The organism is Pantoea sp. X-Soil-OKNW-556 (genome assembly GCF_059730695.1).
Map to the genome: position 1 here is coordinate 3174870 of NZ_AP035990.1, position 18719 is coordinate 3193588.

At 54.1% G+C, this 18719-nt stretch carries 23 protein-coding genes and 1 tRNA gene; 6 read left to right on the top strand and 18 right to left on the bottom strand.

Features of this window, described 5'->3' with window-relative positions; all coding sequences use genetic code 11:
- The first annotated feature begins 11 nt into the window (after positions 1-11).
- Positions 12-1292 carry a long-chain fatty acid transporter FadL gene (gene fadL, locus AC6I8T_RS14820; protein ID WP_208723889.1) on the top strand — a complete coding sequence of 427 codons (1281 nt, stop codon included), beginning with the start codon at positions 12-14 and terminating at the stop codon, positions 1290-1292.
- A gap of 100 nt (positions 1293-1392) precedes the next feature.
- Here fadL and mlaA read toward each other — a convergent pair whose 3' ends face one another.
- Genes mlaA through ccmA form a run of 10 tightly spaced genes read right to left on the bottom strand, consistent with a single transcriptional unit; the run spans position 1393 to position 9152 of the window.
- The gene (gene mlaA, locus AC6I8T_RS14825; RefSeq protein ID WP_021185130.1) at positions 1393-2160 is read right to left on the bottom strand and encodes a phospholipid-binding lipoprotein MlaA; all 768 of its coding nucleotides are present in this window, start codon (positions 2158-2160) and stop codon (positions 1393-1395) included.
- A gap of 38 nt (positions 2161-2198) precedes the next feature.
- Positions 2199-3410, bottom strand: coding sequence for a c-type cytochrome biogenesis protein CcmI (ccmI, locus tag AC6I8T_RS14830; RefSeq protein ID WP_208723888.1), 1212 nt, complete (start codon positions 3408-3410; stop codon positions 2199-2201).
- Positions 3410-3865: a cytochrome c-type biogenesis protein gene (locus AC6I8T_RS14835; protein WP_036626831.1), complete on the bottom strand. Its 456-nt coding sequence runs from the start codon at positions 3863-3865 to the stop codon at positions 3410-3412. The genes ccmI and AC6I8T_RS14835 overlap by 1 nt, the downstream gene beginning before the upstream one ends.
- Positions 3862-4419, bottom strand: a complete 558-nt coding sequence (locus AC6I8T_RS14840; protein ID WP_013509947.1) for a DsbE family thiol:disulfide interchange protein — start codon at positions 4417-4419, stop codon at positions 3862-3864. Before AC6I8T_RS14840 ends, AC6I8T_RS14835 begins: the two co-directional genes overlap by 4 nt.
- Positions 4416-6374, bottom strand: coding sequence for a heme lyase CcmF/NrfE family subunit (locus AC6I8T_RS14845; protein ID WP_021185132.1), 1959 nt, complete (start codon positions 6372-6374; stop codon positions 4416-4418). The genes AC6I8T_RS14840 and AC6I8T_RS14845 overlap by 4 nt, the downstream gene beginning before the upstream one ends.
- Entirely contained in the window at positions 6371-6856 is a 486-nt protein-coding gene (gene ccmE / locus AC6I8T_RS14850) for a cytochrome c maturation protein CcmE (protein ID WP_021185133.1), read from the bottom strand. The genes AC6I8T_RS14845 and ccmE overlap by 4 nt, the downstream gene beginning before the upstream one ends.
- Entirely contained in the window at positions 6853-7086 is a 234-nt protein-coding gene (ccmD, locus tag AC6I8T_RS14855) for a heme exporter protein CcmD (protein WP_021185134.1), read from the bottom strand. Before ccmD ends, ccmE begins: the two co-directional genes overlap by 4 nt.
- Positions 7083-7823 (bottom strand): heme ABC transporter permease, encoded by a 741-nt coding sequence (locus AC6I8T_RS14860; protein WP_036626875.1) that lies wholly within the window; start codon positions 7821-7823, stop codon positions 7083-7085. Before AC6I8T_RS14860 ends, ccmD begins: the two co-directional genes overlap by 4 nt.
- Before the next feature lie 55 nt (positions 7824-7878).
- The gene (gene ccmB / locus AC6I8T_RS14865; RefSeq protein WP_036626878.1) at positions 7879-8538 is read right to left on the bottom strand and encodes a heme exporter protein CcmB; all 660 of its coding nucleotides are present in this window, start codon (positions 8536-8538) and stop codon (positions 7879-7881) included.
- Complete coding sequence (ccmA, locus tag AC6I8T_RS14870; RefSeq protein WP_021185136.1) at positions 8538-9152, bottom strand: cytochrome c biogenesis heme-transporting ATPase CcmA; 615 nt, start codon at positions 9150-9152, stop codon at positions 8538-8540. The genes ccmB and ccmA overlap by 1 nt, the downstream gene beginning before the upstream one ends.
- 244 nt (positions 9153-9396) lie before the next feature.
- Between ccmA and AC6I8T_RS14875 the strand changes: the two genes are divergently transcribed.
- Together AC6I8T_RS14875 and AC6I8T_RS14880 are read left to right on the top strand one after the other, a co-directional pair.
- Entirely contained in the window at positions 9397-10314 is a 918-nt protein-coding gene (locus AC6I8T_RS14875) for a formate/nitrite transporter family protein (RefSeq protein ID WP_497834078.1), read from the top strand.
- 74 nt (positions 10315-10388) lie between these two features.
- Positions 10389-10463: transfer RNA gene (locus tag AC6I8T_RS14880), tRNA-Arg, on the top strand.
- A 17-nt stretch (positions 10464-10480) separates the two neighbouring features.
- On the opposite strand, the gene AC6I8T_RS14885 is transcribed toward AC6I8T_RS14880, so the two are convergent.
- Together AC6I8T_RS14885 and AC6I8T_RS14890 are read right to left on the bottom strand one after the other, a co-directional pair.
- Positions 10481-10669 (bottom strand): hypothetical protein, encoded by a 189-nt coding sequence (locus tag AC6I8T_RS14885; protein WP_208723887.1) that lies wholly within the window; start codon positions 10667-10669, stop codon positions 10481-10483.
- Between the two features lie 190 nt (positions 10670-10859).
- Positions 10860-11729 (bottom strand): AraC family transcriptional regulator, encoded by an 870-nt coding sequence (locus tag AC6I8T_RS14890; protein ID WP_497834079.1) that lies wholly within the window; start codon positions 11727-11729, stop codon positions 10860-10862.
- Between the two features lie 179 nt (positions 11730-11908).
- On the opposite strand from AC6I8T_RS14890, the gene AC6I8T_RS14895 reads away from it, so the two are divergent.
- Complete coding sequence (locus AC6I8T_RS14895) at positions 11909-12808, top strand: DMT family transporter (RefSeq protein WP_497834080.1); 900 nt, start codon at positions 11909-11911, stop codon at positions 12806-12808.
- Between the two features lie 38 nt (positions 12809-12846).
- Here the strand turns inward: AC6I8T_RS14895 and AC6I8T_RS14900 are convergent, their stop codons facing one another.
- The gene (locus AC6I8T_RS14900) at positions 12847-13086 is read right to left on the bottom strand and encodes a hypothetical protein (RefSeq protein WP_497834081.1); all 240 of its coding nucleotides are present in this window, start codon (positions 13084-13086) and stop codon (positions 12847-12849) included.
- 279 nt (positions 13087-13365) lie between these two features.
- Between AC6I8T_RS14900 and AC6I8T_RS14905 the strand changes: the two genes are divergently transcribed.
- On the top strand, positions 13366-14583 hold the full coding sequence (locus AC6I8T_RS14905; RefSeq protein ID WP_208723884.1) for an L-lactate MFS transporter: 1218 nt from the start codon (positions 13366-13368) through the stop codon (positions 14581-14583).
- Between the two features lie 38 nt (positions 14584-14621).
- Here AC6I8T_RS14905 and AC6I8T_RS14910 read toward each other — a convergent pair whose 3' ends face one another.
- Positions 14622-15500, bottom strand: a complete 879-nt coding sequence (locus AC6I8T_RS14910; protein ID WP_208723883.1) for an SMP-30/gluconolactonase/LRE family protein — start codon at positions 15498-15500, stop codon at positions 14622-14624.
- A 304-nt stretch (positions 15501-15804) separates the two neighbouring features.
- On the opposite strand from AC6I8T_RS14910, the gene AC6I8T_RS14915 reads away from it, so the two are divergent.
- Positions 15805-15966 (top strand): hypothetical protein, encoded by a 162-nt coding sequence (locus tag AC6I8T_RS14915; protein WP_200864702.1) that lies wholly within the window; start codon positions 15805-15807, stop codon positions 15964-15966.
- A 69-nt stretch (positions 15967-16035) separates the two neighbouring features.
- On the opposite strand, the gene AC6I8T_RS14920 is transcribed toward AC6I8T_RS14915, so the two are convergent.
- From AC6I8T_RS14920 to AC6I8T_RS14935, 4 genes are all read right to left on the bottom strand, one after another.
- Positions 16036-16317: a putative periplasmic lipoprotein gene (locus AC6I8T_RS14920; RefSeq protein ID WP_021186345.1), complete on the bottom strand. Its 282-nt coding sequence runs from the start codon at positions 16315-16317 to the stop codon at positions 16036-16038.
- Positions 16318-16570: 253 nt separating this feature from the next.
- Positions 16571-17374, bottom strand: coding sequence for a hypothetical protein (locus AC6I8T_RS14925; protein ID WP_208723882.1), 804 nt, complete (start codon positions 17372-17374; stop codon positions 16571-16573).
- Positions 17375-17384: 10 nt separating this feature from the next.
- Entirely contained in the window at positions 17385-17837 is a 453-nt protein-coding gene (locus AC6I8T_RS14930; RefSeq protein ID WP_021186343.1) for a universal stress protein, read from the bottom strand.
- A gap of 6 nt (positions 17838-17843) precedes the next feature.
- Positions 17844-18629: an IclR family transcriptional regulator gene (locus AC6I8T_RS14935; protein ID WP_208723881.1), complete on the bottom strand. Its 786-nt coding sequence runs from the start codon at positions 18627-18629 to the stop codon at positions 17844-17846.
- Positions 18630-18719 lie beyond the last annotated feature (90 nt).

Below are 18719 nucleotides of genomic sequence, written 5' to 3' on the forward strand. Positions count from 1 at the left end.
AGGTTGTGGTCATGAACCATAAGAACCTGTTTGCAAAGTCAGCTGTGGCAGCTGCAGTCGCGCTCGTCTCTTCTCATGTTTACGCTGCTGGCTTTCAACTTAATGAATTTTCAGCAATCGGATTAGGCCGTGCCTATTCAGGTGAAGGCGCAATGGGTGATACCGCCGCCTCCGCCAGCCGCAACCCTGCAACCATGGCGTTGATGGACCGCCCCGAGTTTTCAATTGGTGCGGTGTATATCGACCCGGATGTGAATATTAGCGGCACCAGCCCAACGGGCCGTAGCCTCGACGCCAAAAACATCGCCCCGAACCAGTGGATTCCCAATATCCACTATGTGCACCCGATTAACGATCAGTGGTGGGTGGGGGCTTCGGTCACCTCTAACTATGGCCTGGCGACAGAATTTAATAACGGTTACACCGCAGGCGCTTACGGCGGTACTACCGATTTAACCACCGGTAATTTTAATATCAGCACCGCTTATCGTCTGAATGAACATTTCAGTTTTGGTATCGGTTTTGATGCGGTGTATGCCAAAGCGAAAATCGAACGTTACGCCGGTGAATCTGGTGCTGCGCTGGGTCTTCCGGCTAATACCCAAATCGCCCATTTGAAAGGCGACGAATGGGGCTATGGCTGGAACGCTGGTATCCTGTATGAAGTGGATAAAAACAACCGCTTTGGCTTTACCTATCGTTCTGAAGTGAAAATCGACTTTGATGGCGATTACAAAAGTGACCTGCCGACCTCTGTTAACGCCATTAACCAGGCGATGGGTTTAGGTCTGCCGTATGCCACAGGGGGATCGACGATCCCAGGTTCACTGACACTCAATCTGCCGGAAATGTGGGAAGTGTCTGGCTGGCATAAAGTTGCGCCACAATGGGCGGTGCACTATAGCCTGACCTACACCAGCTGGAGCCAGTTCCAGGAGCTGAAAGCCACCAACAATGGTCAGACCCTGTTCTATAAAGATGAAGGCTTCCACGACGCCTATCGTATCGCGCTGGGTACCACCTATTTCTACGACGATAACTGGACCTTCCGTGGCGGTATCGCCTTTGATGACAGCCCGGTACCGGCAGATAAACGTTCTATCTCGATCCCGGACCAGGACCGTCTGTGGCTGAGCGCCGGTGCGTCCTATGCGTTCAACAAGGATGCGTCAGTGGATATTGGTATTTCCTACATGCACGGCCAGAACGTAACGATTAAAGAAGGTGACTACACCTTTAGATCGGAAGGGAAAGCGATGCTGTATGCAGCAGGCTTTAACTATAAGTTCTGATGAATACGGGTGTACATTGTTGTGCACCCCGTTCGTAGCGGCGCGATAAATCGCGCCGTTACAAATAAGAAGGCGGCTAAATCAGCCGCCTTCTTTTCATTTATTCCGCATCAATCTCGTTGAGATCGCCCTGAATCGCTTTAGCGTTCGGGTTTTCTTCTGGCTTCAGCTTACCGCCACGGGCCAGGAAATCATTACGCTGGAAATAAGCGTTGCGGATAAACGCATAAGGATCCTGTTGCTGACGCAGAATAGCATCGCTATCCAGCAACTGCGCACGGGTTTCCACCCCTTCCAGCGTCCATTTACCTATCGACATTGGCCAGGTCAGCCAACCCAGCACTGGATAGAGGGTATCAACATAGTCCCCGCCATCCTGACGCAGGGTAAAACTACCGTAAGCAGGCAGTTCCACATAAGGTCCATAACCGACGCCATAACGGCCCAGCGTACTACCAAAACGGTGCGGCTCTTCACGCGCCAGCTCAGGGTTAGCTTTGCCCGCTACGTCGATAAAACCACCCAATCCTAACGTCGAGTTCAGGAAGAAACGGGTGAAATGGATCATTGCACGACGCGGCTCGCCGGTCAGGAAGGCGTTGACCATACTCGCCGGTTCATCAAGGTTACTGAGCACATTGCTGATCCCAGTACGCGCAGGCACCGGCACATAATCGCGCCAGGCCACCGCCACCGGACGCACGACATACGGATCCAGCACGTTGTAGTTGAAATTAAACATCGTGCGGTTAAAGCCTTCAAACGGATCGCTGCGCTGCGCAGGTTGATCGTTGTCAGCCGGTTTGGAGCTGGCGCATCCCACCAGCAATACACTGGCCAGCGCCAGACCGGTCAGGCGGTAATTCATATTCTCTCCCTGTGCGTGCAGTTTTAGGGTGTATCGCTTCAGGGCTGCTGCTGATTAATCTCTACAGCCAGTTGCTGATGACCGTCCCAGGGCGTCACTGCGCTTAAACCAAACCAGTCTCCAGACTGCGGATTGGCGCTACCATCGCGCGAGACACGCACCCGGACCTGCACCTGATGCTGCGCCGACAATAAACGGTCTGGCATCATAGCGTTACTGTCATCCAGCGTGAGCGATAACGGGAAGTGGCTGAGCGGTAAACGCTTCACTGCCACAGGCACCGGTGATACACCGTCAGTCACAGAAATATACAACACTCCGCCTTGCGGTAACATTTTTTCTGCCTGGGGCGTTAAACTTACCGCCAATGCCAGGTGGCTATTTTGCTGTCCCGCATCGGTTTTTGCTTGTTCAATGCTGCGCTCGATCATCGCAATACGATGGTCCCCCGCAGGTAACAATTTCAGCATCGTCTGCCAGGCACCAATCGCCTCATCATATTGCTGCTGCTCAAAAGCGTTGAACGCCAGCAAACTCAGGGTACGGACATTGCTGTGATCGCGCTTCAGCAGGTCACGCAGCAACATGCTGGCCTGACGATTATCCTGTGGATCGCTGGAGCGCGTCAGCACTTCTGCGTAATCCTGTTGCAGTTCCAGATTATTCGGAGCCAGTTGCAACGCACGTTCGAATGCCTGACTGGCATCGGTGGCGTTATTCAGCACCATGCCAAGTCGGCCCAACATGGTCCAGTCATTGAGGTTTTGCGGGTCGGATTGCAGCGAGGTACGCAGCCCAAGTTGCAGACGCGCCAGTTCTTCCATCGTCAACGGTTTCGCCTGCGGATCCATCACGCGCGCACGTAACGCCGGATATTCTTGTTGTACCGAGGTCCAGCCCGCCAGTTGCGCCAATCCACCGGTTTTCAGGTACATGCCGAGTGAAACCACGATCAACAAACCGACACCGGGGAGCAGGACCCAGCGGCTGCTTTGATGGCTGCGCACCTCATCCTGTTGCGGCACATCGGTCAGCAACGTTTGTTGCAGCTCGCGTACCATCTCGGGTCGCTCTGCCACCACACCTTCATCTTCATCACGCTCCAGCTCGCGCAAGCGCTGCTGATAAAAGTCGGTGTTCAGACGATCGCGATCGCCATTACTCGCCACACGCTGACGCCAGCCTGCGCTCAGAAACAGCACCGTGGCTGCCGCCAGTAAAATTATCAGGGTAATCCAGAATCCACTCATTACGGCTTCCCGTCACGCTTCAGAATCGCCGCAAGGCGTTGTTGTTCGTTGTCATCCAGTTCGCTGCGCGTTTTACGCTGGCGACTGCGCAGGATAATGATCAGGCCACCGAGCACCACAAACAGAGCCGGGCCGACCCACAGGATCAGGGTTGATGGCGTCACCGGCGGTTCGTAAGTGACGAAATTGCCATAACGCGCCACCATATAATCAATGATTTGCTGGCGGCTCTGCCCCTGCTTCATCAGTTCATAAACTTTGAGACGCATATCCGCAGCAATCATCGCGTTGGAGTCAGCGATGCTGTTGTTCTGGCATTTCGGGCAGCGTAGCGAACCGGTCAGATCGCGATACTGCTCCTCCTGCTGCACCGAATCGAACTGGTAAGTATCAATCGCCGCCCACAGGCTGGTGCTCAACAACACGCCTGCGAGCAAAAGAAGCAGCCGTTTCACGCCCCTGCCCCCTTGCTGTATTTATCCCACAGCGGTTTCACTTCCTGCTGCCAGACACGCTCGTTCATATCACCGGCATGGCGATAACGAATAATGCCTTTGCCATCAATCAGGAAGGTTTCTGGCGCACCGTAGACGCCGAGATCCAGACCCAGCATGCCATCACCGTCATACAGGCTCAGCGCATAAGGATTCCCCAGGGTATTCAGCCAGGTCACCGCTTTGGTGCGATCGTCTTTATAGTTGAGGCCCACCACGCGAATGCCTTTTTCCGCCAGCGTGTTGAGATATTCGTGCTCCGCGCGGCAGGTCGGACACCAGGTGGCCCAGACGTTCAGCAAAATCGGTTTGCCATCAGTCAGCACCTGTTGGTCGTATATTTTACCTGGTTTGTCGAGCGCTTCGAGTTTGAACACCGGCACCGGTTTGCCAATCAGCGCCGACTCCAGCAACGTCGGATCGTCGCCATTGGCATTGCGCGTCAACTGCCACAGCAGCGCCGCCGCCAGCAGCAGAAACAACACCAGCGGGATAAAAAGGATTTTCTTGTTCATGCCTGCTCCTCCCGTTGCGCTTTTTTGCGCGAACGATAACGCGGGTCGAGCAGACAAAGCAGGCCACCCACCGCCATAAACACGCCGCCGAACCAGATCCAGCGCACGAAAGGTTTGTAGTAAATCCGCACTGCCCAGGAGCCGTCATCCAGCTCTTCGCCCAACGCCGCATAGAGATCGCGGGTAAAGCCACCGCTGATCGCCGCTTCGGTCATCATGGTACGCGCGGCGGTATAGAAGCGTTTCTCCGCGTGTAGCACCGCTTCCGGCTTACCGTTGCGGGTCACGTCGATAATCGCCACGCCACCGCTGTAGTTCGGCCCTTGCAGGTTATGCACGTCACGGAAGATGAAGTGGTAATTGTGGATATCAATATTATCGCCCGACTTCATCCGCACATCGCGCTCGACGCTGTACTGGGTACTGAAGGCGATACCAATCACCGTCACTGCCACACCGAGATGACCAAGCACCATACCCCAATGGCTGCGCGTCAGATGGCGCAAGCCTTTGAAGAAAGTATGACGATGGGTGGCGCGTTCGTGCAGCTCCATTAATGTCAGCAGGATCACCCAGATCGACATCAGCAAGCCAATCACCGTCATCGCTTCAATACGATCTTGCAACAACCACGGCAGCGCGATGGAGAGGATCAGCGTCACCAGTAAGGCGATGCCGAGACGTTTCCACAGTTTCTGCGGCTCATCACGTCGCCAGCGCACCAACGGGCCGATGCCGAGCATCAGCGCGAACGGCGCCATCAGCCAGGTGAACATGGTATTAAAGAAAGGTTCGCCGACCGAAATGCTGCCCAGCCCCAGTTGCTTATGCACCAGCGGCAGCAGGGTACCCAGCAGAACCACCAGCATGGCGGCAATCAACAGTACGTTGTTACCCAGCAGGAACGATTCGCGTGACCAGGCTTCATTTTGCACCCGGCTGCGTACCTGACCGCCTTTAATTGCGTACAGCAACAGCGAGCTACCAATCACGATCACCAGGAAAGCGAGAATAAACATGCCGCGCGCCGGATCGGAGGCAAACGAGTGCACCGATACCAGCACGCCGGAACGCACGAGGAAGGTGCCGAGCAAGCTCAGCGAGAATGCGGTAATCGCCAGCAGCACCGTCCAGGATTTAAAGCTGCCGCGCTTTTCCGTTACCGCCAGCGAGTGCATCAACGCTGTGCCTGCCAGCCACGGCATAAAGGAAGCATTTTCGACCGGGTCCCAGAACCACCAGCCGCCCCAGCCGAGTTCGTAATATGCCCAGGCCGAACCCAGCACGATGCCGATGGTCAGAAACACCCAGGCGGCCGTAGTCCACGGACGTGACCAGCGCGCCCATGCGGTATCGAGACGCCCCGCCATCAGTGAGGCGATGGCAAACGCAAAGGCAACGGAGAAGCCGACATAGCCCATATACAGTAGCGGCGGATGGAAGATCAGGCCGATATCCTGCAACATCGGATTGAGGTCACTGCCGTCAATCGGGAAGTTAGGCAAGGTACGGGTAAACGGGTTCGATGTCAGGGTGATAAACAGCAGGAAGCCGAGGTTAATCATCCCCATCACCGACAGCACGCGCGCCAGCGCATCCTGCGGCATGCCGCGACTGAAAATCGCCACCGCCAACGTCCAGCTACTCAACAGCAGCACCCACAACAGCAGCGAACCTTCGTGCGCTCCCCATGTCGCGGCGATGCGATAATAAACCGGCAGCAAGGTGTTGGAGTTGGTTGCGACGTAAGCCACGGTAAAATCGTTCACGATAAACGCGTGTACCAACAGCAAAAACGCCGCTGCGATACAGGCAAACATCCCGACCGTCAGCGGGCGCGCCAACGCCATTAAACGTGCATCCTGACGCACCGCGCCCCATAGCGGATAAATACTTAACAGCAGCGCCAGTCCCAGCGCCAGGCAGAGCAGAAAACTGCCAATTTCTGGCATCATGATTGGGCACCTGCCTGCTGATAGTTGGCCGCAGGTCCTGTGTGATTTTTCTTCATCGCGTCCTGGATTTCCGGTGGCGTATATTTTTCATCGTGCTTCGCCAGCACTTCTTTGGCATTCACCAGGTTGCCGTCCTCCAGCACCCCTTGTGCCACCACACCCTGCCCTTCGCGGAACAGGTCCGGCAGAATGCCTTCATAGCTGACGCTCACCACGCCGTTGGCGTCATACAGTTTGAATGAGACAGCGAGGGTTTTGGGATCGCGCTTGACGCTCCCCGGCATCACCATGCCACCAACGCGCAAACGCTGGCCTGGCTCGGGTTTCTGGTGATTTTCGCCCTTGCCGTACAGAATTTCGCTCGGGGTGTAGAACAGATCGATGTTGGAACGCAGCGCATACATCACCAGCGTAGTGGCAAGGCCCAAGCCCACCAACACCGCTACCACCACATACAGGCGGTTACGACGACGGATATTCACACAGATTCTCCTGCCGCTTCACTGGCGGCTTTTTTCGATTTAGCCGCACGGATGCGACGCTCCCTGGATTGACGCTGGCGAATTTCCGCCAGCAGGCGACGGCGGAACAGCACGGTGTGCAGCACCAGACCGATCAGCGGAATCAGCGTGAAGACCACGGCGAGCCAGACATAAAAGGCATAGCCACCCATGGCAAAGAAATCCTGCCAGGAAGAGAAAGCTGGCGTCATGATTTGCGCCCTCCCTGTGCGACCTCAATCGCCCAGGGACGATGACGTTCAGTAAACAAAATCATATTGCGCAGACGCATCAGCGTCAGCGAGATGAATACCAGTAGATAACCGAGGATCGCCCAACGCAGCGGGGTACGCATGCTCGGCGCAATCGCCTGTTGCAGAATGCCGGACGACCCCTGATGCAGGGTGTTCCACCACTGCACCGAGAAGTGAATAATCGGCAGGTTAATCACACCAACCAGAATTAAAATTCCAGCAGCACGACCGGCAGTGCGACGGTCATCAAAGGCGTGATAGAGGGCGATGACACCCATATAAAGGAACAGCAATACCAGTTCAGACGTCAGGCGGGCATCCCAAATCCACCAGGTGCCCCACATCGGCTTGCCCCAGGCGGACCCCGTGACCAGCGCGATAAAGGTGAACACAGCGCCAACCGGTGCCATCGCTGCCGATACCAGGTCAGCCATTTTCATCTGCCACACCAGACCGATAAACGCGGCAATCGCCATTGAGGCATAGACGCCCATTGACCACATTGCTGCCGGTACATGGATGTACATGATGCGGAAGCTATCGCCCTGCTGATAATCCGCTGGCGCAAAACCAAAGCCCCACACCCAACCCAACAACAAGGTGGCGACCCCAAGTACCGCGAACCAGGGAATTAAGCGACCACAAAGCCGATACAGCTTTTCAGGCTTTGCCCACTGGTGTAACCATTTCCACATTTGCATAGCTCACAATATAAGAAGAGAGATTTCGGCATCTCTGTGGATGCACGATTTAATGCAGACTAATACGCAGCGCCGCCGCCGTAGCAAACGGGGACAGCGTAGCACTGCCTGCCAGCATGGCACCGAGGATCGCCAGATAACCGCCAATCGGCAGGCCCTGTCCGGCGGCATCAATCGCTGCGCTGGCAAAAATCAACACCGGGATCGCCAATGGCAATACCAGCAAACTCAATAACACCCCGCCGCGCCGCAAACCGACGGTCAGGCCGGTGCCGATAGCCCCAAGAAAACTCAGGGTTGGCGTTCCCAGCAACAGGGTCAGCGCCATTGCCCGCCACCCGGCAAAGTCGAGTGACAACAGCAGTGCCGCCAGCGGCGACAATAAAATCAACGGCAGTCCGGTAATCAGCCAGTGAGCGATCACTTTGCCCAGAACCGTGACTGGCAATGGCGTTGGCAGTAACAACAGCTGCTCCAGCGAACCGTCCAGAAAGTCATCGCGAAACAGACGCTCCAGCGCCAGTAACGACGCCAGTAACGCAGCCACCCAGGCGATACCGGGGGCAATGCGTGCCAGTTGCTGCGGATCAGGGCCAATACCCAGCGGGAACAGCGTAATGACAATCAGGAAAAACCACAGCGGGTTAATCACTTCCGCACCACTGCGGAAGGCAATTTTCAGCTCACGCTGAATCACACGGCCCAGCATCATGCCCACTCCGATACCAGACGAATTTTACGAACCCGCTCTGCGCTGTCTGGCAAATCCTGATGGGTGGTTAAAATCACCGCGCCTCCGTTATCGGCATGCTGCGCAAAACGCGCCATCAATTTTTCCACGCCAGCTTTGTCGATGGCCGTCAACGGCTCATCAAGAATCCACAAGGTTGCCGGACTGAGCCACAGGCGAGCCAATGCGACGCGTCGCTGCTGACCAGCAGAAAGCTGTGCCACTGGCACCTCTTCATATCCCAGCAAATCAACCTGCTCCAGAGCCTGGAAAATCGCGTCACTGTGGCTGTCGCCATGCCAGAAATGCAAATTCTCTAATGGTGAGAGTACCGATTTCACTCCCGGGTGATGGCCCAGATAAAGCAGATTTTGATGCCATATTTCCCGCTGCTGACGAATCGGCTGCGCCTGCCACAGCACGTCACCCTCTTCCGCCCGGCTCAATCCGGCCAGCAAGCGCAGTAGCGAGGTTTTACCTGCGCCATTTGGCCCCTCAATTTGCACGATGTCGCCTGCTTCAACACGAAAGCTCAGCCCGTTGAACAGGGTACGCTCATCGCGAACGCATGCGAGATTAATGACTTCGAGCATAAAAGGGGGAATCACGGCAATGAAATTAGGCCGGGATAATACCACAATGAATCTGTGGGCCGTAGTCTGTGAGCCATGTCACACCTACCCCAAACGGGGTAAACGGGTGGTTCAGATCAATAAATCGCTCAAAAAACCACCACAGTTAAAATCTTGTTACTCTTAAATTGAATCCACGTAACAAATCAAGCTTGCGCAAAACGGCTACGCTTATTACGCAATGGCATTATCACCGGAGGAAAATATGAAGCGTTCACCATCGGTTTCTCAAGCGAATAATGACGTTGAAAGCGAAGAAAAAACGCAAGGCACAGAGATTGAAGTCGATGAGGAGGCGTTACCCTCACGAGCCGCTGCCATCCATGAAGAGATACGTCAGGACGGGGAAAAGGAACTAGAGCGTGACGGTATGGCGCTGCTGTGGTCAGCGATCGCAGCTGGGATGTCGATGGGCGCCTCTCTGATGGCGAAGGGGATTTTCCAGGTCCATCTGGAGGGCGTACCTGGGGGGTTTTTACTGGAAAATCTTGGCTATACCTTTGGTTTTGTTATCGTAATTATGGCGCGTCAGCAGTTGTTCACTGAAAACACCGTGACAGCTGTGCTGCCCGTAATGCACAAACCCACGTCAGGGAATATTTTGCTGCTACTGCGCTTCTGGGGGCTGGTGCTGTCGGGTAATTTGATCGGGACGGCACTGGGTGCGCTGGCGTTTAATTATATGCCGATCTTTGATGAGGCAACCCGTCAGGCTTTCACCGTGATCAGTGAAAAAGTAATGGCAAACCCGCCGGGAGAGATGTTCGCTAATGCGGTGATTTCCGGCTGGATCATTGCCACCATGGTATGGATGTTTCCCTATGCCGGTGCCGCGAAAATTGTGGTGATCGTGATGATGACCTGGCTGGTGGCGCTTGGTGACTTAGCCCACATCGTGGTTGGTTCAGTGGAGGTGCTGTATCTGGTGTTTGCCGGCCGTATTCCCTGGCATGAATTCCTCTGGCCATTCGCCCTGCCGACGTTGCTTGGCAATATTACCGGCGGAACGCTGATTTTTGCTTTGATCAGCCATGCGCAGATTCGCAACGATATGAGCGAGGCGGCAAAAGCCAAAGCCCGTGCCGAGCAAAAACGCCAGGCGAAGTGTGAGAAATCACGCTAATTTGTTGAGATATTAAGCAAACGGGAAACAGGCGGTTAAATTTGCGTAGCTGCTGGGGTATACTGCGCGCCGACGTTCCCTTAGTTAAATGGATATAACGAGCCCCTCCTAAGGGCTAGTTGCAGGTTCGATCCCTGCAGGGAACGCCATGTCTGGTGTTACCCCTTCAAAACAACCAACGCGCCAGCGCCAGAGACACTCCGGCAATCGCAGCCATGCTCGCCATTAACCATTTTGTTTGTTTACCGATTTCCTCAAGAAGATCACTACGCGTTGCGTGGTTTGACTTAATAACCGCCAGATCGGTTTTCATTTCGCTCAGATCCTGTTCCAACTTTGACACACGAATTTCCATATTGGGCTTCCTCGCATAAGAACCTACTGTGAAACAAGTGATAATCACACCATGTTAGCAAAACCATTTTAACTACTCAGCATTGAAAATCACGCTAATTCACTGGCCAGAATCACAAAATGCGTAGGGTCTCTCAGGAAAAGCAGGACGTTGCATGACGTTGCAGAACGATCTCAGCGAGTGACAGATCTCATCCCTGCGTCTGCCGCCACGCCGAAGGCGTCACCCCATGTAACTGGCGAAACCGGTTACTGAAGTGACTGGAGGAGTGGAAACCACAGCGTAGTGCAATCTCGGTCAGCGGTAACGCCGTGTGCCTGAGCAAGGTCAGGGCTTCGTCCATGCGTCGGCGCATCACATATTGGTGTGGTGCCTCCCCGACGCTGGCGCGGAACATGCGCGCGAAATGGAACTCACTCAACGCCGCCTCAGCCGCGAGGTGTGCCAGCGTGAGCGGTTGATCCAGATGCGCATCGATATAAGCCAGAATACGACGTAGCACTACCGGGGCCAGCCCACCACGTATCTGCGGTGCTTGCCATTGCACATCGCTGTAATGCTGCAACAAATGCGTCATTAATAAGGTTGATGCGCTGCTGAGCATCAACTGGTTGGCTGGTTGTTGCCAGTCGGTGCTGAGCAGGAAATGACGATAGAGTTGAGTGATGCGATCATCCGCCGAGAATACCTTCTCATGCAAATTAAGCCGAGCCGGACTGCGATCCCAGATTTGTTCAGCCATCTGGCGCAGGTGTTGATCGGTGCAGTAAAGATGCACAAACGACAGGTCTGCACGAATATCCCACACCGATTCGGTGCCGGAAGGCATCAGACAAAAACGATCAGGGCCACCGCCATTACGCCAACCATGCTGGGTTTTGTGCCAGGTATCATAACCATCCGCAGTGTAGAGGCTGAGGGTGTGGTGATTACTCAGATTGGTCACGCGATCGCCGCTGTTGAACCAGGCTGCCAGCTTGATGCCGCTGCTTAGCTGCACGCTGTCACGCAACTGCGCTTTATGGCGCTGAAGCATAGTAAAAGTCTGGTAATCAGGCATGGTCAACATCACTCGCTGGGCAATAGCGCTTAGTTTACGGATTCAGACGGACAGAAAACAGGCCACATTGGGACGCAGAGGTAAAAAGCGCAAGATTTTGCAATTGTGGCGCAAGAGAATGCAAGCCAACCACCACAAGGGACGTCACACTCGCCGCAAATCTGTTGTGGAGAGAGCATATGAACCTGGTGTTATATCTGGCGGTGGTTTTAATCTGGGGCACCACCTGGATAGCAATTTTTTTACAGCAGGAAGCCGCTGATACGCCGGTCCTGGTGGCGGTGTTCTGGCGCTTTTTGCTGGCTTCGCTGGTGATGCTGGTGGTATTGAAACTGATTCGTCGCCTGAAAAAACTGGATGCGCAGGATCACCTGTTCTGTGTTTTGCAGGGTTGTTGTGTGTTTGGCTTCAATTTCGTCTGTTTTTATCATGCCGCAGCATGGATTAGCAGTGGTCTGGAGTCGGTGATTTTTTCGATGGCGGTGCTTTATAATGCCCTGAATAGCTGGATCTTCTTCCGTCAGCGTCCCCCCTTTCGTCTGTTACCTGCCGCGATTCTCGGGTTAGGTGGCATCGTTGCGCTGTTCTGGGGCGATATCCGCGCTGCGCATCCAGCGCCACAATTGTTGTGGGGTGTGGGTTTGAGCGCGCTTGGCACGCTGGGGTTCTCCTTTGGCAATATGATTTCGACGCGCCACCAGCGTCGTCAGCGTGATGTTCTGACCACCAATAGCTATGCAATGCTTTATGGCGCGCTGATCATGGCGGTGCTGGCCACGCTAAACGGTGATTCACTGGCCCCGGCACTCAATCTGCAATGGTTGGGTTCCATGAGCTATCTGGCGATTTTTGGTTCGGTACTGGGATTTGGTGCCTATTTCACCCTGGTGGGACGAATCGGGGCCAGTCAGGCCGCCTACAGCACGCTACTGTTCCCGCTGGTGGCGTTAACGTTATCCACCCTGTATGAAGGTTATCAATGGCATAGCAACGCGATTGTCGGCCTGGTGATGATTCTGGCGGGAAATATGGTGATGTTCCTACGCTGGCCGACCGCAAAACGCCTGAGTCTGGCCTGATGCACGAGAGCGGGCATTGCGCCCGCTCTCTGGTCCTCTTAGCGCCAGCCCTGCACGCCGATATTGAGCTGGTGAGGTTGATTGATCGCTTTTCTGGCGATCCAGTAAAGCAGTATGCGCTCATCGTCTCTGTCGCGATCGGCCATTGCCAGTAGTTTCAACGACAGCGTGGATTTATTCACTGGATGATGTTCATCGCTTAACTCGATCACCGCCTGACCGATGATGCAGCAAACTTCATCCTCACTCGACGCGGATTCATATGCTCGGTCTTTCATATTTCCTCCTGTTTGATGAGCTTTAAGCATGGCAAAATTTTATTAGTTTGCAGCCCATAAATGGCCTGAGACGCATCTGGTTACATATCACCACCTGATGCAACAATCTTTCATGCGCTGACACGCAATGCGTGCTAGCAAGTAGCGCAATGCCATTCATACCGGTTTCACTGCATTTCATTCCGTCGCTACAGCCTCTCACGCCTTTTCTCCCCATGCCTACGCGCGAGCGGATTACCATCGCTTCAGTTTCCGAATTCCCGGATGGGAGAGAAAAATATGCAAACCACCACATCAAATTATCAACGCACCCGCTGGCTCACCCTGGCTGGCACCATTTTGACTCAATTTGCGTTAGGTTCGGTCTACACCTGGAGCCTGTTTAACGGCCAACTGGCGCATAAGCTTGATGCCCCGGTCAGTCAGGTCGCGTTCTCGTTTGGTTTACTGAGCCTCGGCCTGGCGATTGCTTCATCGCTGGCCGGTAAATTACAGGAACGCTTCGGCGTACGTAATGTCACCATTGGTGCCGGTGTATTGATGGCGCTGGGTTTCTGGTTAACCGCGCATGCGGATAACCTGATGATGCTGTACCTCAGCGCAGGGGTACTGGTCGGGCTGGCTGATGGTGCCGGTTATCTGATGACCTTATCCAACTGCGTAAAATGGTTCCCGGAACGTAAAGGGGTGATCTCCGCCTGTGCCATCGGTGCCTACGGTTTGGGTAGCCTGGGCTTTAAATTTATCTGCGGCGCGCTGCTCAACAGCCAGGGGCTGGAAAACACCTTCGTGATTTGGGGGGTGCTGGCAATGACCATGATCATCCTCGGCGCACTGCTGATGCGTGATGCACCGGTCCAGCAGAGCAGCAGCACCTCCGCCGTGCAAAGCAAAGATTACACGCTGGCGCAGTCCATCCGTTTACCACAATACTGGATGCTGGCGCTGATGTTCCTCACTGCCTGCATGAGCGGTTTGTATGTGATTGGCGTGGCGAAAGATATTGGCGAGGGTCTGGTTCATCTCAGCACACAAACTGCGGCGAATGCGGTGACGGTGATTGCTATCGCTAACCTGAGTGGTCGTCTGGTGTTGGGTGTGCTGTCCGATAAAATGGCGCGTATCCGGGTGATTTCGCTGGCACAGGTGGTTTCACTGGCAGGGATGAGCATTTTGCTTTTCACCCACATGAATGAATCCACCTTCTTTATTTCCCTGGCCTGCGTGGCATTCAGCTTTGGCGGCACCATCACCGTCTTCCCGTCACTGGTCAGCGATTTCTTCGGCCTGAACAACCTGACCAAAAATTACGGCCTGATTTATCTGGGTTTTGGTATCGGTAGCGTGCTGGGATCACTGGTGGCATCGGTGTTTGGTGGCTTCACTATCACCTTCAGCCTGATTATGACCTTGCTGGTGATTTCATTGTTCCTGTCACTCAGCATCCGCCTGCCGCAACGCCACAATGTACAGGAGCCGGTACTACATCGCAGTTAAGTTCCAGGCCATGCCGTGCTTTCGGGCACGGCATGTTTTTATCCTTTAAATAACGGCTCCGCTATTCCCGCCACGTCCACCTCCACAGCAAAAATATCGCCCGACTGCGGATAACGTGTCAGCTCCTCGGCAGTTCGATGTTCACGCGATGAGGTGATATACAGGGTTTTCAAATCGGCACCGCCAAACGCGACCATCGTCGGCCAGCGCACCGGCAACGTAATCTCATCGACGATCTTCGCTGTCAGCGGATCAATACGCACCACCCGACCACCGTCAAATAGCGCAGACCAGTAGTAACCTTCGCTGTCCACCGCAGCACCATCCGGCAATCCCCCTTTGGCATCAAACTGACGAAAACGCTGACGCTCGCCAGGTTCGCCGTTTTGGACATTCAGTGGGTAGCGATACAGCACTTCATTGGGGGTATCGCTGTGATACATCCATTGGCGATCCGGTGAGAACGCCAGACCGTTGGAAATTTTCACGTCCTCAGCCATCACCGCTAATACACCATCAGGGGTAACGCGGCACAGTAGCCCACCATTTTTATCCTGTGGCTCCCACAGGCTGCCGCACCAGAAATTCCCCCAGGGGTCGACACGCCCGTCGTTGAAGCGACTCTTCGCTGCAACCCCCGGATTATCTGCCAGCTTACGCTGGGGTTTACCCTGTTGATCCAGCAGCCAGACGCCACTGCGCAGCGCCGCAATTAAGCCGCCCTGCTCACGCAGCCCAATACAACCCACCTCTTCCTGTTGAGGAAACGTATGCAACTCACCACTGACGGGATCGAAACGATGAATGGCAGGTGCCAGAATATCCACACACCACAGCACCTGTTCGCGTGTTGACCATAAAGGACACTCAGCCAACTCGGCCTGCAAGGCCAGTACATTTCTCACTTCACGCGCCATGATTGCTCCTTATTTATGCTGTCCCGACTGTAACCTGTATTTCAGAAACCTGCGCGATAAATCGCACCGCTAACGTCATCTATTTTAACTGAGAACAGATATTATTTAGACTTGCTTTTCAGACTAATCGCGTTATTATCATCAGGCATTCAGCTTATTCCGATTGGTTTATATTCCTTCCTGACAATCCTCTCTGCAAATTGAAATATTCAGAAATAGATCCAGAAATAACTCTACATTCGCTGCATCTTCGCTCCACTTTTCCACTGTAATCTGGCCTCATTGGAAAAGAGGAGGACTCTCCATGAAAAAACTAATTAAAGTTGCGTCTGTCGTTGCCGTCGTTGCCATGCTGAGTGGTTGTATTATTGATGGTGGTCACGGACGTGGACCTGGCTGGGGACCGCCACATGGGGGCTGGCACGGTGGCTGGCATCATGGGCCCGGACCAGGCAGACACTGGTAAGCGGGCAAAGCTAACACACAGCAAATAATAAAAAAGAAAAAGGGCGGGAAAATTTCCCGCCCTTCTTTTTTAACTTTTCACTGCGTAATTGCATTGATACCAGGCTTTCTTTAGTCCTGGAATATGACTATCCTGGGCGGGTAACGCTTCAACTTTATCAAATCCACGCTTGCTGCAATATTCAGCCAAATCTACTGCCATGGCATCTTTATTAAATGTCTGCGGATCGTAACGATACTGCACAGTATTTGAGCTGGGATCTTCATCTACACGCTCAAATCCTCCTGGGTGACTGACACTACAGCCAGACAATAATAACAGCGCGATGGCACCCATTAACCCATTTTTCATTGTGATGTCCTCATTTAGCACCGCAGTGTAAAAAGCAGCGCTGCGTCTGGCTATAGGAATGGGGAGCGAAATATCTGAACAAAGAAAAGATTTTACCAATTAAATTAATAAAACCAAACGGCTATTCTTATCACTTCTGTAGTGACATACTTTTCTCAGACAAAACGAAGTCCACGCCACACCAGGTGAATAACGTAAGAGACTGACTGATTGTGACCTTATTGCCCGTGCTGAGCGGGCTTTTTTTTGCCCGCTATCCGGTAAGACTGACCATTTTACGCAGAAGATTAGCCGCTTGTTTGTCAGGCAATGCGAGAATGCCGTTGTAGAGGTCAATCGACATCGCGCACATCGCCGAACGATCGACCGTGGTATCCGCAGGCATATTAAGTTGTTGCAGACGGTCACCCCATTTGCTGTACAACGTCTCCACCACTTTCTGCAAATCACGCTGCGCCGCCTGATTATCCAGCGGTTGCTCATCTCCGGTGCTTTGCGCCAGCAATTCGTCCAATGCCTGCGCATCACGCTGATTCAGTTGTGGTGGCAGCAATTGCTGTAAATTGACACCGCCATTCACCTGCGGGTAAAGAAACCGGAAGCAGCTTTGTGCATTCTGTTGTTGCAGCGCCTGCATCTCCTCGACGGAAACGCGAATGTAATTGAGGATGGCGGTATCACTGGCACGGACCAGACGTTGATTAACTAAATCGAATAGCCAGCCACGCATCTCGCCCAACGCTTCTTCCGGTGGCACCCCGGCCAGACGTTTATGCAACAACTCACGATTCAGGAGCTGCCACAACACGGGTTCCTGGGTTTTCAACAGCCGATAACCCGGTGCCTCGCTGAGTTGATTAGCGACTTCAGTCGCCAGCGCCTGCCGCTGCTGGCGTGGATGCAGCCAGCTAAACCACAGCAAATTGGCCAGCAACACCGGTAACAGAAAGAGCAGCACACCCTGCCAGAGACGCAATGCGGTGGTACGCAACAGCACAATAATGATCAGCGCCAGCAGCCCAAATGCCACCAGCGTAATAATGAAAAGCGAGAGCATGGAGCGGTTATTAATCCTTGCGTACGTCAATCAGAACCGGACAGTTGGCGCGTTCAATCACGGCAGCGCTGACCGAGCCTTTCAGCAGGCGGTTGAACGGCGAAAGATGGCGTCGTCCCATGATAATCATGCTGGCCTGCACGGCAGCCGACTGTGCAACAATGGTTTCCGCCGCTTCCCCGGCCAGAATCACCCCTTTTGCTGTCACCCCGGCGCGCATAATCGGTGCGAGCGCATGGCGCACCACCATTTCAGCGGTATTTTGTTCATCCTTTGCCACCAGAAAATCATCCGGATCTTCACCGGCATCAATCTCAATCGGCTGGTTGCAGGAAGAATAAGCCGGGTCGATGCAGCACAGCACCACTACCTGCGCCTGGTGCGCAAGCGCCTGTTCAATCGTCAGGGCGATCACTTTCTCCGCCACTGGAGAGTTATCAATGGCCATCAACAAGGTTTTCATCTGCGGTTATCCTTCAACAGCGGTCATTTTGCCAATTTCGCGGGTCAGCGCCTCTTTACACTTCAGGATTTCCTCACAATAACGCGCCTCGTGTTTACGAAAACGCGCTGTCGGCACCAGCAGTGAAATAGAGAAGCGGCCAAATAAAGTGTCGATCGCCACCGCCATGGTTGAGATGCCCTCCAGCGTCTCACCACGATCGTAGGAGAAGCCGGTTTTGCGCACTTCACCAATCAACTCCAGCAACTGCGGCAGCGTTTTGATGGTCATCTCCGTCAGCTCTTTATAGGCTTCGCCGACAATTACCCTGACATCTTCATCGCTCTCCAGCGCCAGTAAGGCCCGACCGCCCGAGGTGCTGTAGAGCGGCAGATTCAGCCCCATGCGCGGCACCACACGCAGTTCGCGTGACGCCACCACATAATGGACGATAGCCAGTTGGGTACCACTGGCGCGTGCCAGTGAGACAGTTTCATTCGTCTCTGCGGAAAGTCGTTCAAGAAAAGGACGCACCACTTCAACCACGTCACTGTGCACGCTGGAGATCAGCTTCAGCAGCGCCGGACCGAGGCGTAATCCGCCTGCGCCACTGCTGCGTACCAGTTGCGCATTATCCAACGCGGCGACAATACGTTGCACCGTCGAACGGGGTAAATCCACCGCCTGAGCAATCTCCCCCAGGCTCATACCGCCGGGATGCTCACCCAATGCATTTAGAATTTTTGCCGCGCGGGCGATGACCTGAATGCCGCCCGCTTTTTCATCCTCACGGCAGGAGGGGATTTCAACCATAGTGCGATCCTTTGTGGCCTGCCCTACTTTAGCGCGATTAACCGCACTTTTACACCCTGTATCACATTGCAATACAACATACCGGGATGT

Bases quoted from the DNA above. Each gene is read 5' to 3' on its own strand.
- fadL (WP_208723889.1), top strand. From the start codon at position 12: ATGAACCATAAGAACCTGTTTGCAAAGTCAGCTGTGGCAGCTGCAGTC.
- mlaA (WP_021185130.1), bottom strand. From the start codon at position 2,160: ATGAATTACCGCCTGACCGGTCTGGCGCTGGCCAGTGTATTGCTGGTG.
- ccmI (WP_208723888.1), bottom strand. From the start codon at position 3,410: ATGAGTGGATTCTGGATTACCCTGATAATTTTACTGGCGGCAGCCACG.
- AC6I8T_RS14840 (WP_013509947.1), bottom strand. From the start codon at position 4,419: ATGAACAAGAAAATCCTTTTTATCCCGCTGGTGTTGTTTCTGCTGCTG.
- AC6I8T_RS14845 (WP_021185132.1), bottom strand. From the start codon at position 6,374: ATGATGCCAGAAATTGGCAGTTTTCTGCTCTGCCTGGCGCTGGGACTG.
- ccmD (WP_021185134.1), bottom strand. From the start codon at position 7,086: ATGACGCCAGCTTTCTCTTCCTGGCAGGATTTCTTTGCCATGGGTGGC.
- AC6I8T_RS14860 (WP_036626875.1), bottom strand. From the start codon at position 7,823: ATGTGGAAATGGTTACACCAGTGGGCAAAGCCTGAAAAGCTGTATCGG.
- ccmB (WP_036626878.1), bottom strand. From the start codon at position 8,538: ATGCTGGGCCGTGTGATTCAGCGTGAGCTGAAAATTGCCTTCCGCAGT.
- ccmA (WP_021185136.1), bottom strand. From the start codon at position 9,152: ATGCTCGAAGTCATTAATCTCGCATGCGTTCGCGATGAGCGTACCCTG.
- AC6I8T_RS14875 (WP_497834078.1), top strand. From the start codon at position 9,397: ATGAAGCGTTCACCATCGGTTTCTCAAGCGAATAATGACGTTGAAAGC.
- AC6I8T_RS14885 (WP_208723887.1), bottom strand. From the start codon at position 10,669: ATGGAAATTCGTGTGTCAAAGTTGGAACAGGATCTGAGCGAAATGAAA.
- AC6I8T_RS14890 (WP_497834079.1), bottom strand. From the start codon at position 11,729: ATGCCTGATTACCAGACTTTTACTATGCTTCAGCGCCATAAAGCGCAG.
- AC6I8T_RS14895 (WP_497834080.1), top strand. From the start codon at position 11,909: ATGAACCTGGTGTTATATCTGGCGGTGGTTTTAATCTGGGGCACCACC.
- AC6I8T_RS14900 (WP_497834081.1), bottom strand. From the start codon at position 13,086: ATGAAAGACCGAGCATATGAATCCGCGTCGAGTGAGGATGAAGTTTGC.
- AC6I8T_RS14905 (WP_208723884.1), top strand. From the start codon at position 13,366: ATGCAAACCACCACATCAAATTATCAACGCACCCGCTGGCTCACCCTG.
- AC6I8T_RS14910 (WP_208723883.1), bottom strand. From the start codon at position 15,500: ATGGCGCGTGAAGTGAGAAATGTACTGGCCTTGCAGGCCGAGTTGGCT.
- AC6I8T_RS14915 (WP_200864702.1), top strand. From the start codon at position 15,805: ATGAAAAAACTAATTAAAGTTGCGTCTGTCGTTGCCGTCGTTGCCATG.
- AC6I8T_RS14920 (WP_021186345.1), bottom strand. From the start codon at position 16,317: ATGAAAAATGGGTTAATGGGTGCCATCGCGCTGTTATTATTGTCTGGC.
- AC6I8T_RS14925 (WP_208723882.1), bottom strand. From the start codon at position 17,374: ATGCTCTCGCTTTTCATTATTACGCTGGTGGCATTTGGGCTGCTGGCG.
- AC6I8T_RS14930 (WP_021186343.1), bottom strand. From the start codon at position 17,837: ATGAAAACCTTGTTGATGGCCATTGATAACTCTCCAGTGGCGGAGAAA.
- AC6I8T_RS14935 (WP_208723881.1), bottom strand. From the start codon at position 18,629: ATGGTTGAAATCCCCTCCTGCCGTGAGGATGAAAAAGCGGGCGGCATT.